At 58.6% G+C, this 15,019-nt stretch carries 15 protein-coding genes; 8 read left to right on the top strand and 7 right to left on the bottom strand.

The window, feature by feature from the left end:
- Positions 1 to 41 precede the first annotated feature (41 nt).
- Positions 42 to 1,178: a UDP-galactopyranose mutase gene (glf, locus tag DC31_RS04740; protein ID WP_036277467.1), complete on the bottom strand. Its 1,137-nt coding sequence runs from the start codon at positions 1,176 to 1,178 to the stop codon at positions 42 to 44.
- Positions 1,179 to 1,291: 113 nt separating this feature from the next.
- Between glf and DC31_RS04735 the strand changes: the two genes are divergently transcribed.
- The 6 genes from DC31_RS04735 to DC31_RS04710 all read left to right on the top strand — a co-directional run bounded on the left by DC31_RS04735 (position 1,292) and on the right by DC31_RS04710 (position 6,788).
- Complete coding sequence (locus tag DC31_RS04735) at positions 1,292 to 2,020, top strand: glycosyltransferase family 2 protein (protein WP_036277466.1); 729 nt, start codon at positions 1,292 to 1,294, stop codon at positions 2,018 to 2,020.
- The gene (locus DC31_RS04730; RefSeq protein ID WP_051606412.1) at positions 2,017 to 2,415 is read left to right on the top strand and encodes a DUF2304 domain-containing protein; all 399 of its coding nucleotides are present in this window, start codon (positions 2,017 to 2,019) and stop codon (positions 2,413 to 2,415) included. The genes DC31_RS04735 and DC31_RS04730 overlap by 4 nt, the downstream gene beginning before the upstream one ends.
- Positions 2,402 to 3,673, top strand: coding sequence for a hypothetical protein (locus DC31_RS04725; protein ID WP_036277465.1), 1,272 nt, complete (start codon positions 2,402 to 2,404; stop codon positions 3,671 to 3,673). Before DC31_RS04730 ends, DC31_RS04725 begins: the two co-directional genes overlap by 14 nt.
- 43 nt (positions 3,674 to 3,716) lie before the next feature.
- Positions 3,717 to 4,745: a GDP-mannose 4,6-dehydratase gene (gmd, locus tag DC31_RS04720; protein ID WP_036277463.1), complete on the top strand. Its 1,029-nt coding sequence runs from the start codon at positions 3,717 to 3,719 to the stop codon at positions 4,743 to 4,745.
- A gap of 6 nt (positions 4,746 to 4,751) precedes the next feature.
- Positions 4,752 to 5,690 carry an NAD-dependent epimerase/dehydratase family protein gene (locus DC31_RS04715; RefSeq protein WP_036277460.1) on the top strand — a complete coding sequence of 313 codons (939 nt, stop codon included), beginning with the start codon at positions 4,752 to 4,754 and terminating at the stop codon, positions 5,688 to 5,690.
- 81 nt (positions 5,691 to 5,771) lie between these two features.
- Positions 5,772 to 6,788 carry a DegT/DnrJ/EryC1/StrS family aminotransferase gene (locus DC31_RS04710; RefSeq protein ID WP_235201340.1) on the top strand — a complete coding sequence of 339 codons (1,017 nt, stop codon included), beginning with the start codon at positions 5,772 to 5,774 and terminating at the stop codon, positions 6,786 to 6,788.
- Between the two features lie 85 nt (positions 6,789 to 6,873).
- Here DC31_RS04710 and DC31_RS17465 read toward each other — a convergent pair whose 3' ends face one another.
- The 4 genes from DC31_RS17465 to DC31_RS04685 form a co-directional block, all read right to left on the bottom strand.
- Positions 6,874 to 7,584, bottom strand: coding sequence for a glycosyltransferase family 4 protein (locus DC31_RS17465; protein WP_081813716.1), 711 nt, complete (start codon positions 7,582 to 7,584; stop codon positions 6,874 to 6,876).
- Positions 7,585 to 8,004: 420 nt separating this feature from the next.
- Positions 8,005 to 9,093: an acyltransferase family protein gene (locus DC31_RS04695; protein ID WP_051606409.1), complete on the bottom strand. Its 1,089-nt coding sequence runs from the start codon at positions 9,091 to 9,093 to the stop codon at positions 8,005 to 8,007.
- On the bottom strand, positions 9,090 to 10,226 hold the full coding sequence (locus DC31_RS04690; protein ID WP_036277456.1) for an NAD-dependent epimerase/dehydratase family protein: 1,137 nt from the start codon (positions 10,224 to 10,226) through the stop codon (positions 9,090 to 9,092). The genes DC31_RS04695 and DC31_RS04690 overlap by 4 nt, the downstream gene beginning before the upstream one ends.
- Positions 10,227 to 10,276: 50 nt before the next feature.
- A complete protein-coding gene (locus DC31_RS04685) occupies positions 10,277 to 11,167 on the bottom strand; it encodes a glycosyltransferase (protein WP_036277451.1) in 891 nt (296 codons plus the stop codon).
- Between the two features lie 408 nt (positions 11,168 to 11,575).
- Between DC31_RS04685 and DC31_RS04680 the strand changes: the two genes are divergently transcribed.
- Positions 11,576 to 12,535 carry a DUF2142 domain-containing protein gene (locus DC31_RS04680; protein WP_152545339.1) on the top strand — a complete coding sequence of 320 codons (960 nt, stop codon included), beginning with the start codon at positions 11,576 to 11,578 and terminating at the stop codon, positions 12,533 to 12,535.
- A gap of 38 nt (positions 12,536 to 12,573) precedes the next feature.
- A complete protein-coding gene (locus DC31_RS04675) occupies positions 12,574 to 12,807 on the top strand; it encodes a hypothetical protein (RefSeq protein ID WP_152545338.1) in 234 nt (77 codons plus the stop codon).
- Here DC31_RS04675 and DC31_RS04670 read toward each other — a convergent pair.
- Positions 12,804 to 13,817, bottom strand: a complete 1,014-nt coding sequence (locus tag DC31_RS04670; RefSeq protein ID WP_036277443.1) for a glycosyltransferase family 2 protein — start codon at positions 13,815 to 13,817, stop codon at positions 12,804 to 12,806. The two genes, DC31_RS04675 and DC31_RS04670, sit on opposite strands and share 4 nt — an antisense overlap.
- Entirely contained in the window at positions 13,814 to 15,019 is a 1,206-nt protein-coding gene (locus tag DC31_RS04665; RefSeq protein WP_152545337.1) for an ABC transporter ATP-binding protein, read from the bottom strand. Before DC31_RS04665 ends, DC31_RS04670 begins: the two co-directional genes overlap by 4 nt.

Here is a 15,019-nt window from a genome sequence, read left to right as displayed (position 1 = left end):
TTCCCGGCGCCCCGACCTCAGTGTGACTCACAGTTCTGAGTCTAAGAGAGAGTGTTGTTCCACATCGACAGCGCCGAGCCGATCGCCATGTGCATGTCGAGGTACTGGTAGGTGCCGAGGCGTCCGCCGAAGTGAACGTCCTTCTCCCCCTTGGTCAGATTGCGGTACGCCAGCAGTCCTTCTCGATCGGACTCAGTGTTCACCGGGTAGTACGGCTCGTCGTCGTGATTCGCGAAGCGCGAGAACTCACGCATGATGACGGTCTTGTCCGACGCGTAGACGTCTTTGCGCTCCGGGTGGAAGTGCTTGAATTCATGGATGCGCGTGTAGGGCACATCCATGTCCGGGTAGTTCATCACCGGCGTGCCTTGGAAATCACCGATGTTCAAGACTTCCTGTTCGAAGTCGAGGGTGCGCCAGCTCAGCGAACCGGCCGTGTAGTCGAAGTACCGATCAACAGGGCCCGTGTAGACAACGGGTGTCTGCCCCACGACTGCCTTCTTGTTCAACGGTTGGGTCTCATCGAAGAAGTCGACGTTGAGCTTCACCTCGATGTTGGGGTGATCTGCCATCCGCTCGATCCAGGCGGTGTAACCGTCAGTAGGTAGGCCCTCCCACGTGTCACTGAAGTAGCGATTGTCGTAGTTGTAGCGCACGGGAAGACGGCTGATGATGTCTCCCGAGAGCTCCTTCGGGTCGGTTTGCCACTGCTTGGCGGTGTAGTCGCGGAAGAACGCCTCGAAGAGGGGGCGCCCCACAAGGGCAATACCCTTCTCCTCAAAGTTGCGCGCCGTCTTCGCGTCGAACTCGCCCGCCTGCCCCTTGACGAGAGCACGAGCCTCGTCCGGCGTATACGCGGCCTGGAAGAACTGGTTGATGGTTCCGAGGTTCACCGGCATCGGGAAGACGACGCCCTTGTGAGTCGTGTAAACCCGGTGCACGTAGTTGGTGAAGGTTGTGAAGCGGTTCACGTACTCCCACACGGTGGGGTTCGAAGTGTGGAATAGGTGGGCGCCGTAACGATGCACCTCTATGCCGGTCTCCGGCTCGGCCTCGCTGTATGCGTTACCACCGATGTGGTGGCGACGATCGATGACCGTGACCTTGCGGCCGGCTTCGGCAGCGCGTTCAGCGATGGTGAGGCCGAAGAAACCCGAGCCTACGATGAGGAGGTCCATGGTATTCCTTTCCGCGCAAGAGTTGCACCGAACACTCAGCTATCCATCCTAGACGTGCGTTCCAGGACAGCCCCTACGATCAACCAGTCATCACCGGATAGAATCAGCACACCATGCCTTCATCCCCCGAACGCGCCCTCATTATCGTTCCTGCATGGAACGAGTCTCAGAACGTCGGCAACACGGTACGAGAGATCTTGTCCGCCGATTCCAACTACGACGTCCTCGTCGTGGATGACGGTTCTACCGATGACACGACGCACAAGGCACAGGCTGCTGGTGCACGCGTACTGCACCTGCCGTTCAACATGGGGGTCGGCGGGGCAATGCGCACCGGCTTCACGTACGCTCAACGCAACGGTTACCGTAGGGCAATTCAAGTGGACGCCGACGGCCAACATAATCCGACGGACATTGCCGCCGTACTGGCGGGGCTTTCCGATGCAGACATCTCCATCGGCGCGCGATTCGCGGAAGTCGGCGGTTACAAGGCCGTCGGCCCCCGCCGATGGGCAATGAAGATGCTTGCAAGCGTAATCTCAGGCATCAGCGGCGTACGCCTGACCGACGTTACGTCGGGGTTCCGGGCGGCGAATCATCGTGCGATCGATCAGTACGTCCGCTACTATCCCGCAGAGTATCTTGGCGACACAATCGACTCGCTCGTCGGCGCGGTCCACGCGGGACTCACCGTGACTCAGGTGCCTGTGGCGATGCGTCCTCGGGCTTACGGGAAGCCCAGCCACAACCCGTTCAGCGCAGCACGGTACCTGCTTCGCGCGACCTTCGCCCTATCTCTTGCGCTGCTCAGAGGACGTCGCCGCCAGGAGGTTGCTGAATGATTGTCTTACTTGGAGTGTTCTTCGCACTCGTCGTCCTGGCAGTGATCTTTACTCTTCTTCTGCGCCGGCAACTGCGCGAGAAGTACGCGATCATGTGGTTACTCATCGGGTTCGCGATCCTTATACTCGCGCTTTTCCCTGGGCTTCTCGTCGGCCTCTCCGACCTACTCGGCGTCGAGGTCCCCTCGAATCTGATTTTCGCTCTGGCGCTAGTTCTCCTTGTCGGCGTCGCTCTTCACCTTTCCTGGGAGTTGTCTCAGGCTGAAGACGAAGTCCGCCGTGTCGCTGAAGAAGTGGCGCTGTTGCGCGCTGACGTCGAGGATCTCCGTACCCATTACAAAGCTGTGACGACACCGCCGACAGACGAACCACAAAGGCCAAATGACGAGGGCTGATGGAGCTGCACGGGGCTTTCGCTGGATCCTCCTGGCGACTGCGGTAGCTGGTGCATTCGGGTACGTCGTTCAGCTGCTCGCCCCTGCGCTTCTACCTGGCGTCGGGTATGTCGCCTTCTCCGTCGTTTGGTCGACGATCTACCTCTGTGTCTCGGCGATGGCCGGGGTTCAGCAGGAGGTGACGCGCGCCACGCACAGCTCGCACGATCATGAGCCGAATACCATACTTCGCACGTTCACCATAATTGCGGGCGCAACGGTACTCGTCATCAGCTGTGTCCTAGGTTTCAGCCTTGGAATCACCTCCGTCCCAGTCCCCGGTCTTGCTCTCTCTGGAGTCCTGACGATCGGTCTTGTGGGCTACCTTCTGACCGCGGTTCTCAGCGGAGTGCTCTATGGCCTTCATCTCTGGCGCCACGTGGCGCTCCTTACGATCGTCGATGCGGCTGTGAGGACTGCCGTCCTCACAGCCGCCTTCGCTCTGCAGCTACCAGTGATCTGGCTCGCCTGTGGAATCGCATTCCCGTTCGGGCTCGCGTTTCTTACGGTCTGGGCGGCGGCGAGGAAGCGCGTAATCGGAAACTTCGCCCTGGATGTCCCGCTCGGCACCCTCATACGCAATGTTCTGAGCACCGTCGGCGCCGCCGCTTGCACGGGCGCGATGATCTCCGGACTCCCTCTCCTCATCGGCATCACCAGTGCCGATGAGTCAACCGCCGCACTCGGAGCCGTGATGCTTGCGATCACGCTCTCACGAGCTCCAATCGTCGTACCGATCCTCGCACTACAAAGCTTCCTCATTTCGGCCGTTTTCCGTGGACGCGCCCGGGCCAGCGCTAGACGGGTGCTCACACTCCTTGCCGCATCCCTGGGGATCATCGCACTCCTCGCCGCGCTGGCATTCGTGGTCGGGCCAGCGCTGATCCACTTCATCTCGGCCGGACGCTACGAGATCCAGCCCGGGACCATGGCGATTATTGTTCTGAGCGCAGGCGTCGTCGGTTTGATGTGCGTTACGGGCCCGGCTTTGGTGACGGAAAGACAGCACACGGCGAACATCGTCGGTTGGGCTGCCGCTGCCGTTCTTACTGTCCTCTTTCTTATGCTTCCGCTGGATTTGCTCACCCGAATTGACATCGCACTAATCCTCCCTCCAGTCGTCGGGCTGATCATGCATCTGGCCGCACTTCTGCGCCCTGCGCCCGGTGCACGGGTGCAGGCATCTCACGGGGTCGCGAACCCGGCTCCGCTAGACTAATTGCGGCCTTCGCCCCGAACACTCGCGATCCAGGAGTTCCCTCATGACTGAAAACAAGTCGAGCAAACGCGCCCTCATAACCGGCATCACCGGACAGGATGGCAGCTATCTCGCTGAGCTACTCCTGGCAAAGGGCTACGAGGTCCACGGTTTGATCCGCCGTTCTTCGTCATTCAACACGCAACGCATCGATCACGTATATCAGCCCGCTCAGGCGGATGATCATCGCCTTTTCCTCCACTTCGCTGATCTTGCCGAAGGCTCTCGCCTCGTAACGCTCCTCAACGAGATCCAGCCAGATGAGGTCTACAATCTAGCGGCGCAGTCGCACGTTCGTGTCAGCTTCGACGAGCCTGAATACACAGGCGATGTCACGGGCCTCGGCACGACCCGTCTCCTCGAGGCAATCCGCGCCGCACACATCGACTGCCGTTTCTACCAGGCATCAAGCTCCGAGATGTTCGGAGCGACGCCACCTCCGCAGAATGAGGAGACTCCTTTCTACCCGCGCTCGCCTTACGGCGTGGCGAAACTCTATTCCTACTGGATCACACGGAACTATCGCGAGGCGTACGGCCTCTTTGCTGTCAACGGTATTCTGTTCAACCACGAGTCTCCTCGTCGAGGTGGAACCTTCGTAACACGCAAGATCACCCGCGCGGCGGCCCGCATCAAAGCAGGCCTTCAAAGCGAGTTGTACCTTGGCAATCTCGACGCCGTCCGCGACTGGGGTTACGCACCCGAGTACGTGGAAGGCATGTGGCGGATGCTGCAGCATGACGAGCCGACGGACTATGTGCTCGCGACCAACACTGCATACACAGTCAAGGATTTTCTGCAGTTCTCGTTCGAGCACGTCGGGCTGGACTGGGAGAAGTACGTCAAGTTCGATGAGCGCTACCTCCGCCCGACCGAGGTCGATGCACTCATTGGCGACTACGGGCGCTCCAAGGATCTCCTCGGCTGGGAGCCGAAGGTTTTGACTCCTCGACTGGCGCAGATCATGGTCGATGCCGACGCTGCCGCACTCGAGGTCGAGGGTCGACACTTCGTCGATCAGGTTCAGAGCTGACGCCACGTGCGGATACTCCTCACTGGAGCGGCTGGCATGCTCGGCTCCAGCGTCGCCACGCAGTGGCGTGCCACCCGCCCCGAAGACGAACTGGTTGCGATCGGCCGACGACAGGTGGATCTTCGTGATCCCGTTGCCACGCTTAGCGTGATTCAAGACATAGCCCCGGATCTCATCATCCATGCGGCGGCCTTCGTCGGCGGGATCGGCGACAAATTGGCACGCCCATTGCCGTATCTTCTGGACAACCTCGGTATAGACAGGGCCGTGATCGGCGCAGCCGTCGAAGCCGAGGTACCGCGATTCGTCTACGTCGCGAGTGCTGCGGCCTACCCAGCGGATGCACCTAACCCGATCACCGAATCTCACCTCTTCGGAGGAGCTCTCGAGCCGGCGAATGAAGGCTACGGACTCGCGAAGCTCGCGGGTTTAACGGCCGTGCGATACGCCGCACAGCAAACTGGCAATGCGTTTCGCGCCATCGTTCCCTCGAACTTGTACGGGCCGAGCGACACCTTTTCTCCCGCGCGAGCACATCTCATCGCCTCGACGCTTCGCAAGGCCCATGAGGCGCAGATCAACGGGCTTGATGCTGTCGAGGTATGGGGAGATGGCACCGCTCGTCGGGAGTTCACCTACGCTCCGGATCTCGCACGCTGGCTAGTCGAAGAGGTCGAGAATATCGACACATGGCCGATGGCGATGAACGTTGGGGCTGGAGCGGACCACAGCATTCGAGAGTTCTACGAGATCGCAACAGAAATCGTGGGTTTTGAGGGTTCACTGAAGTTCGACATCACAAAACCAAGTGGTGTCCCCCAGCGCCTAATTGATTCCACATTGGCGCGCGAACACGGCTGGAAGCCTCGGACTTCGATGCCCGAAGGAATGCGCACCTGCTACAACTCCTACCTGACACAGATTGCGAACGGAGAAATTCGATGACTTCTGCCGAACCTGCGTACCCCCTGGCCACAACCACCTGGGACGACGCCGAGTACGCCGCGATCAAACGCGTGACTGAAGGTGGTCGCTTCACGATGGGGCCGCTGGTCAAAAAAATTCGAGGCTGCGTTCGCCGAGCACTTCGGTGCTGACTTCGGCGTCATGGTTAACTCTGGCAGTTCAGCCAACCTCATCGCCGTCGCCGCCGCGGTACTCGACCCGCGCATCGACCTCTCTCGTGGCGACGAAGTCCTTGTCCCGGCTGTGTCGTGGCCCACAACGTACTACCCGTTGACGCAGTACGGACTCCGACCGCGTTTCGTTGACATCGACATCGACACATTGAATATGGATCTCGACCTACTGGAAGAAGCGATTGGGCCTCGTACGAAGGCCGTGTTTGCCGTGAACCTCCTCGGCAACCCGAACGACTTCGCTCGATTGCGTGCACTTGCCGAGAAGCACAGCCTGGTCCTGCTCGAGGACAACTGTGAATCTCTCGGTGCAGTGAGTGATGGCATCGCTGCGGGCACTGCTGGGCTCGTCGGCACCTTCAGCTCATTCTTTTCACATCACATTTCAACGATGGAAGGCGGGCTCATCCTCACTGACGATGAGCAGCTCTATCAGGAGATGATCTCGCTGCGGTCCCACGGGTGGACACGCGACCTTCCCAACGAGAATCACGTGCACAACAAGACCGGGAATGCTTGGGACGATCTGTTTCGCTTTGTCCTGCCGGGGTACAACGTGCGTCCACTGGAGATGGAGGGCGCTCTTGGACTCGAGCAGCTGAAGAAGGTTCCCGCACTCATCGCCGGACGTCGCGCGAATGCACGCCACTTCCAAGAACGCTTCGCTGGAATCCCATCCGTTCGATTGCAAAGAGAGACCGGCGAAAGTAGCTGGTTTGGGTTCTCGCTCGTGCTAGAAGAGGCGCTCGAAGGTCGGCGCCGCGCGACCTGGTCACGGCATTTGCCGAAGCCGGTATCGAATCTCGCCCAATCGTTGCCGGGAATTTCACCAGGAACCCGGTTATGGCCCACCTCGACGCCATCGTTCCCGATAAGCTCCCGGGTGCTGACAAGATCCACGTAGACGGACTTTTCGTCGGGAACCATCACCACCCAGTAACCGATGGCATCGACCTGGTCGCAGAGACGGTCGAAAGGGTCGCACGGGGCTAGCGCCGCGATTTTCCTTCCGTAAGGGCACGCTCGAACGATTCGATCGTGCCCTTCGCCGTACGCTCCCAGGAGAAGCGCTCAGCACGGGTGTAGCCGCGCTGAGCCAGATCCTGCATACGTTCAGAATCTGTCGCCGCAATTCGCATCGCATTAGCAATCGACCCGAGATCGTTCGGATCTATGAACAGTGCGACATCTCCAACGACTTCGCGGTAGACCGGGATGTCGCTGATCATCACCGGAAGTCCGGCCATCATCGCCTCCAAAGCAGGCAATGAGAAGCCGTCTGCAAATGACGGCATCGCCAATGCCGTCGCAGTTGAGTACAGCTCACGCATCTCATCAGCGTCGACCCAGCTACGCAGCGTTACCCAATCTTGCATCCCCGTCTCCGCGACGACCTTAATCAAGGGGTCGTCACCATGACTACCTGTGACGATGACACGTGGTCGCTCCGCAGGGTCAATTTTGGGGAGCGCCCGAATGAGCGAGGGCCAGTTCTTGTGCGGGCGACGGTTACCCGTCGCCAAAATCATCGGCCCGTTCTCCGAGGCACGTGATCGATCGACACCTTGCATCGGTGTGCCCGCGAGCGGAACGAGATCGATCCGCTCGAACGGAACCTTCAAATAACGTACTATCGCCTCTCTCGAGACCTCGCTGATCGTGAGGATCCGAGTTGCGTTGCGCGCGACCAGTCGCTCCATCAATTTTGACTGGCCACGTGTACAGCGGCGTCGACATGTACTGGGGGTGACTCCAGTAGAGCATGTCGTGCATCGAGATCACAGCAGGCATCCGTGTGCGAGCGGGACCGAGAGTCATAGGAGAGTGCAGTAGGTCGGCACCTGTTCGCGCCGCGGCGGCACCGCACCGAAGCTCTCCCCACGCCCAGGCGAATCGGTTCTCGCCGCTGATTCCTGACTGGATAGTCTCGCCGGGAAACCAGCTTCGGTCGAGGTCCCAGCCCTCTTTGCTGAAGTACCCGACGTACTCGTGTTCGGGGGCGAGCTGTCCGAGTTGCATGTAAAGCTCGCGCGCGTAGGTCTCCATCCCGCCCTTCGTTCCGGTGAGAGAGAGGAGGTCGACGAAGATTCGGGCCATTTTGTTACTTTGCTCCAGTTGCTTCAGGTTCGGGCGTTCACTGCGTGCTTGGAGGCGGCCGATCGGCCACGGACTCGCCGCATGCACGGTCGCTCCACGAAGAACCAGCTCAACGCCGCGAGGATGATCGTACCAACCACCGTAATCAGAATGTAGACCAGCATCCCCCACTGCAATCCGCCAGCGAGCGCGACGAGTTGCTGCATAGGCCAGGCATAGATGTAAAAGCCGTAGGAGATGTCGTTGTGTGCGATCCACTCCGGCTGCGGAATGAGCGTTGCCAGAAAAAGCAGCCCATAGGCGAGGAACGGCGAGGATGCCTGCCCGCCCCACCCTGGTACGAAAGCGATGAGCAGTGCCGCAACCAGCAGCGATCCTATTCCGATCCATCGGTTGAGACCGAACCGATCGATCACGAAGTAGGCGCATGCACCGCCCATGAAAAATGGCAGCAGCTTGAAAAATAGACCGAAGCTGGGGTCTAGGCCGAGCCGTCCCGCAAGATCGATGTTCATCCATATGATGACGCTGAAAACAAAAATTAAGGTTGCAGGGAAGACAGTTCGACGGAAAATAGCAAAGGCACCCGCTACCCAGACGACCAGGTAGCAAAGAAATTCGTAATAGAGCGTCCAGAGTGACCCATTCCAGGCGTTCGGATACGGGACGCTGTCGAGCGTCGCACCGATGTCGTAACTCGAGATCGCAAGCCCGAGGTTTCCCCACACGTATTGCAGTGGTGTCACTGGCGTGCTGAGGTACCCGTCCAGTGTGCCGTGCTCGAGAAGCGCAGCGATTGGAGCGAACAGCGCAACAGTGGCAATCAGACACACGAGAAAGGCCGGATAGATTCGCGCCACACGATGCAGCAGGTAGTCCCCTGCCGAGGTTCGCAAGCGACTCCGCGTGATCAGGAACCCGCTGAGAACAAAAAAGCCCGCGACAGCCCAGCCACCGAGATTCTCACCATGTAGCTGCGGCCCCGTACCGCGTCCGGCGATGTACCAGCTGTGCGCGAAGAGCACGATAGCGGCCAGGACCAGGCGAAAGAGATTGAGGCTATTCAGCCGATAAGGATACGACTTTCCCTCGAAGAAAGTACGTGCAGTCACTTGAGGAGGTTTCTAGAAGCCATCTCATCGAGGGACCGCTGGTACGTGTCCCCCTCCACAGGTTCGGTCAAAACCCACTCAACGAAGCGCTGAACGCCATCCTCGAACGGCGTTGCGGGGGTGAATCCCAATACCTCCCGCAGTCGCGTGGTGTCAGCGACGTTGTGGCGAATGTCACCGAGACGATAGTTGCCTGAGATATGAGTCGGCACGTCGGCACTGAATGCCTTGAAGAGCGCACCGACAACCTCATTGACCGTTGTGGCCACACCTGATCCAACGTTGAAGGTGCCACCAGCCGCGTCTGGGTGCGTCACAGCGAGGAACGTTGCCTCAACGACGTCATCGATATACACGAAGTCACGGCTCTCGAGCCCATCCTCGAAAATATTGATCGCTTTTCCCTGACGGATCAAGGTGGAGAAAATTGACAGAATTCCCGTGTAGGCGTTCTTCAGGGACTGGCCCGGGCCGTAAACGTTTTGGTATCGCAGCGCGACCGGTTGAATTCTGAGCGTTGGCGCAACGGTCATAATCAGGGATTCCTGCATCTGCTTCGTGATGCCATACACGGACGAGGGATGCAGTCTTGCTTCCTCGTCTGTCGGGATCAGCGTGAGCGCTTCGCCATCCGCTCCGAGCACACGGTAGTCGCCCTGCGACATCGCCTCGTCCGCACGGTGCGGCGGATATACAACTTGACCATCGCGATCGATATATGCACCTTCACCGTAGATCGATCGTGACGATGCGACGACGATGCGTCGAACAGTGTGAGCCTCATTGGCGAGCAAATCCAACAACTTTGCTGTGCCACCAACGTTCGCGGTCACATACCGGTCGATCTCATACATGGACTGGCCGGTGCCAGTCTCCGCCGCAAGATGCACGATGGCCGTAACGCCTCTCAGAGCTAGCCGAAGGTCGTCGGTGGACGTCACAGTTCCGTGAATGACCGTGGCGACGCCGTCGAGTGACTTAAACAGGGGCGAGTCGTTCTCCGGATCTTCACCGTGGACCTGCGAGATAAGCGCGTCAAGCACGGTCACGGTGTGTCCATCATCGACTATGCGTTTAGCGAGCCGAGATCCGATAAAACCGGCACCGCCGGTGATGAGAACGTGTTCAGCCATGGACAAGAGTCTCCAGTCTTACGAGGGCGCTCGATATGGCGCACCTCGTTTCAGGGCGAGAAAATATGGGCCAACGTCGATTGTATCCCGGTGCGTGAACCGTATCTGATGACGGTCGGCAGCTCCGCAATGCCATGCAGCCGAGACATCAGACGAATGTGAGCCGTCGCCGCAGTCCTTCTCCAACCTTGGCCGGCTGCAATCCTCGCCGCTTCGCGGTAGTACGACCGTTCGTCACGGAATCGGCGTCCGTCGAGGAGAGTCTTCTGAGAGGCGCTCTCCGCGTGGCGTCGATATGAGAAAGCGGGCTGCGGATTAAATGCGAGAGTCCCGTGTTGAAATGCGATATCCATCAGGAGCGCAAGATCCTGAATTATAGGGAGACCATCTCGAAAGTCGATAAGGCGCAATGTCTCCGTCTTGAACGTCAGCGACGGCCAGTAGAGCCAATCGCCTCTGATGAGGCTTGTCGCCATTGCCTCGCCCGTAAGCACCGCGATTCCCTCGCCGCCGCGCGGCGCGAGGAGACGCTGTTTCACACGATCCACAAGCGGACGAACCGGAATACCAGCCCCATCGATAACATCAACACCGGGCTGAATCACGTCGGCAACGGGCACCGCGGCGATCGTGCGCATAATCACGTCTAGATAGTTGACGTGCATGAGGTCATCACACCCCAAAATTGTGATGTACTCGCCGCGTGCACGCCGGATCGCCTCACGATAGTTCTCAGTGATCCCGAGGTTCACTTCGTTACGCACATAGGTGACCCGCGGATCGCCCAACGCTTTGAAGTAATCGGCAACAGACTCATCGGGGTAGCAGTCGTCCAGAATCGTCATCGTCCAGTCATGGCGCGATTGTGCGCGCACGGACTCGACGGTCTCACGTAACAGAGCCGGGTCCCCCCAGAATGGAACAAAAATCTCTAGGGTCATGTGGTTTGCTCCGTCTGCGAGACACCCGCTCTACAGGCGATCCCGACTCATACTTAAGGTGTCTGCAAATCATATCGAGTTCATATGGATTCTACGCGGGTCTGACGTCACAGGTAGGATCAACCTGATGAAGATCCAGCCACGACGTCGCAAGCTAGTCGTTTCTATCCTCGCCCCAATATTGCTGTTTCTTACCTTCGCTAGCTGGTCCTTCAGTTCAGCGGTAGCCGCAAGTCCGGACGACGACTTTCACCTCGCCTCTATTTGGTGCGGCCTTGGTGACAGAGCAGGCCTGTGTGAGAACCCCAGCGAAGGTACCGCCGATGCCGCAAATGAGACGTCGCGATCTATCCCCACACCGCTAACGACAGCAACGTGTTTCGCGTTTGATCCGGCAAAGAGCGCGGGGTGTTGGATCCCGACTCAACAACGATGACGGTTGTCGAGCGCGCCAACGTCGATGGGCTCTACCCACGCCTTTTTTACGGCGCGCTTTCAATATTCGCGAGTGAAGACGTCCAGACTTCAACTCTCGTCATCAGGCTCGTCAACTCGCTCTTCACAACGTTGGTACTTTCCGCAACATTTTTCCTCCTCCCCCGCGCGCTTCGAAGCGCATACGTGATAGCCGCTGTTATCACTGCTGTCCCGCTCGGGCTCTTCGTATACGGCTCGACGAACCCGTCGTCATGGGCGATGCTGTCTGCGAGCACTGTTTGGGTCTGTATTTACGCAACCTTCAAGACTGCCGGCTGGCGCAGGAATGCGTTGGCTGCGTTCGCGGTGTTCGGAGCAGTGCTCGGATCTGGCGCACGCGCCGATGCAGCGGCGTACGCCGTTCTCGGTGCTGCGCTCGGCCTGTTCCTGGGCATGCGCGGTGCTAAACGAGCGCTTTTCCCGGGAGTGGTATTTATAGTAATCACGGCGATCGCGGCTGCGTTCTATCTCACTGCCGGGCAGGGTAGTGCCGTCGTCGGTGGCCTAGACAGCTCTAACTCACGGCTTCCTCTAAGCGGACACCTCAGCAACTTCCTGAACATCCCCGACCTCTGGCGTGGTGCGTTAGGAGGGTGGCCCCTCGGTTGGTTCGATACACCACTTCCGGCGCTCGTGTCATTTGTCGGTGTCGTCACTTTTGGCGCTGTACTGGTCGTCGGCTTCGGACGTGCTTTCAGACGGCAAACGATCGCCTTGGCCATCGCGATCGTTGCGATGTGGTTCGTACCGTTCCTGCTCCTCGCGAGGTCAAACACAGTCGTGGGGGACCTGGTGCAGCCCCGCTACATACTCCCGTTGATGGTGATAACCGCTGGAGTCGCTGCTTTACGACCAAAAAACAGTAACTTCTGGGCCGGCCGCGCGGTCTAGTGGTTGCCTTTGCACTTGCCTTTAGCGCGTCAGTCTCATTGTTCTATAACATTCGTCGTTACACGACCGGGCTAGACACGATCAGCCCAGATCCTGGCGCGAACGCAGAATGGTGGTGGCCGGGAGCGCCCGCCCCTCTTGTCGTCTGGATCGTTGGAACCCTCAGCTTTGGGATCCTCGTCGTGCTCCTCGCGCGTTCTGCCTCGATCGGTAGTCGCTTCCCCGCGACAGCCATCATCGACGTCTCCCCCGAACGTACCCAGCCCAGTTAGCGTCGCCTGTGCACCGTGAGGTTATAGACGACTACTTCAAGGAGTCGTTCAAGATGCAGCGCGCCGCAAGCGGCGCGCTGCCAAAAGCTCAGCCCTCGTAGCCGTGACCGCACCATGGACCGATCCTGCTCGTAGCGAAGAGCATCCGCCGCGGATCGGACGCTCTTACGTTCAAGACGGAGCGCCATCATCCCGGTGTACGCACGTGCAGGAAGTATTCTAAGGGATCGTGCTACGTCAAATGACTTCGCATGCGCACGCACGATATCCGAGAAATACTCAACGCTTCGCTGCCCATGCGAAACGCTGTCGCCCCTCTGCAGCCAGTAGTAGAGCGCATCATCACAAGATGTGACCTTGCGCATTCGCGCATACAAACTCATCGCGATAGCGACATCTTGTGCATAATGCCCGTCCGGGAAATGTATGCCCTCAAACACTTTCGCTCGATAGAGCTTTCCCCAGTTCGCCTCGCTAAAGTAGCGCAGCTCAACTCCAAGAAGACGGCGAACGGCGAGTGAGAATACGGTTTGGTAGGCCTTTGCTGGGTCGTCGATCACGATGAACTCGCCAAACGGGGTGTCTCGATGGTTTTGCAGCTCCTCGCCACCTCGGCTTGCGCCGATGTTGCGCCAGCGACAGCAACTCATATCGGCATCGGTTGCTTCCATGAGGCCGGCGAGGCGCTCTAGCAAACGAGGCGCCATAAGATCATCGTTGTCGCAAAACGTGATCAGTTCACCGGTTGCGATCTTGAGTCCGGTGTTTTGAGCAGAGGCGATTCCACCATTGTCTTGGTGCCAGACCTTGACCCGCGGGTCCGCTGCGGCCAGTTCGTCACAGAGTTCCGCAGACCCATCCGAAGAACCGTCGTTTATAAGAACTACCTCAAGATGCAAATACGTTTGACTCAGGATCGATTGAACACAGGCCTTAAGATGACCCGCTGCGTTATATACCGGAACGATGACTGAAACGAGCGCACTCGTAGATGAATCGCTGGGCGTCATGTGATTCGCACCGAGGTGGCCACCGGCCCAACTGACCGGGCCTGCCCAAGGATCTCGAACTCCGCTCCATTCATGAGCCCATGTGATGTTGGCTCACTGATGCCTGATGCATTCGCGTTCACTGAGTAGCGGCCGGGGTTCAGGCCGTCTGTCGTAAATGTGATAGTTACGGTTCGCGACGCTCGCAAAGGCTCAAGAGTTATATCAAGCAGATCAGTGTTCGAGGCCAACGCGATCTGCCCGAGCGCGGAATCGACACTGAACCCAATCGCCCAGCGCTCAATCGGGCGCAACATCTCGACATCAACCTGCAAAGTGATTTCATCACCCGCGCGAACCTTTTCGAGGGGCGCCCCATTTCGGTCAAGAATCTCGATCGAACGAATTTCAAGCGCGCGAGAGACCTGGTCCGGACGAGCCTGACCAACAGCATTCTCAACGAGCAGCTCCCGAAACCGTTCAATTGCCGTCACAGGAATTCCGTCGTAGACGAGCTTTCCTTTATCCATCACAATCACGCGGTCACACAACGATGAGATCTGGTCCAATGCGTGACTCACGATGATGATCGTGCGGCCTTCGGCCTGGAAATCACGAATTTTCGCAAGACACTTTTCCTGGAACTGTTCGTCGCCTACCGCCAGCACTTCATCTACGAGAAGAATATCGGGGTCGGTATGAACCGCGATTGCAAACGCGAGCCGGACATACATTCCTGACGAGTAAAACTTCACTTGAGTGTTGATGAACTCGCCAACGCCAGAGAACTCGTGTATCGCGGCAAACTGTTCTTCAATTTCTTCATTACTAAGCCCGAGCACAGAGCCATTGAGAAACACGTTCTCGCGTCCTGTCAGATCCGGGTGAAAGCCAGCGCCAAGCTCAAGAAGAGCGGCGACTCTCCCTCGTTGTTCAACGGTGCCCTCTGTGGGCTGGATGATGCCCCCGAGCACCTTAAGGAGAGTGCTCTTTCCGGACCCATTGTGACCGATTAGTCCGATCGTCATCCCCGCGTTAATCCCAAGGCTCACATCGCTGAGGCCCCAGAAATCTTGGCGGTGGCGTCTCCCCGCGCGCCCAAGCGTTACGACCCGCTCCTTTAATGAAGAGTCCTTGCGGATCGTGAACCGCTTCGAGACGCGCTTGACCCTGATCACTTCAGGCGCCGATGTGTTGCTCCCAGACATAGACATCCCGGTCAT

This window comes from Microbacterium sp. CH12i (assembly GCF_000685355.1).
GTDB lineage: Bacteria > Actinomycetota > Actinomycetes > Actinomycetales > Microbacteriaceae > Microbacterium.
This window is presented reverse-complemented; position numbering and strand designations above follow the sequence as displayed.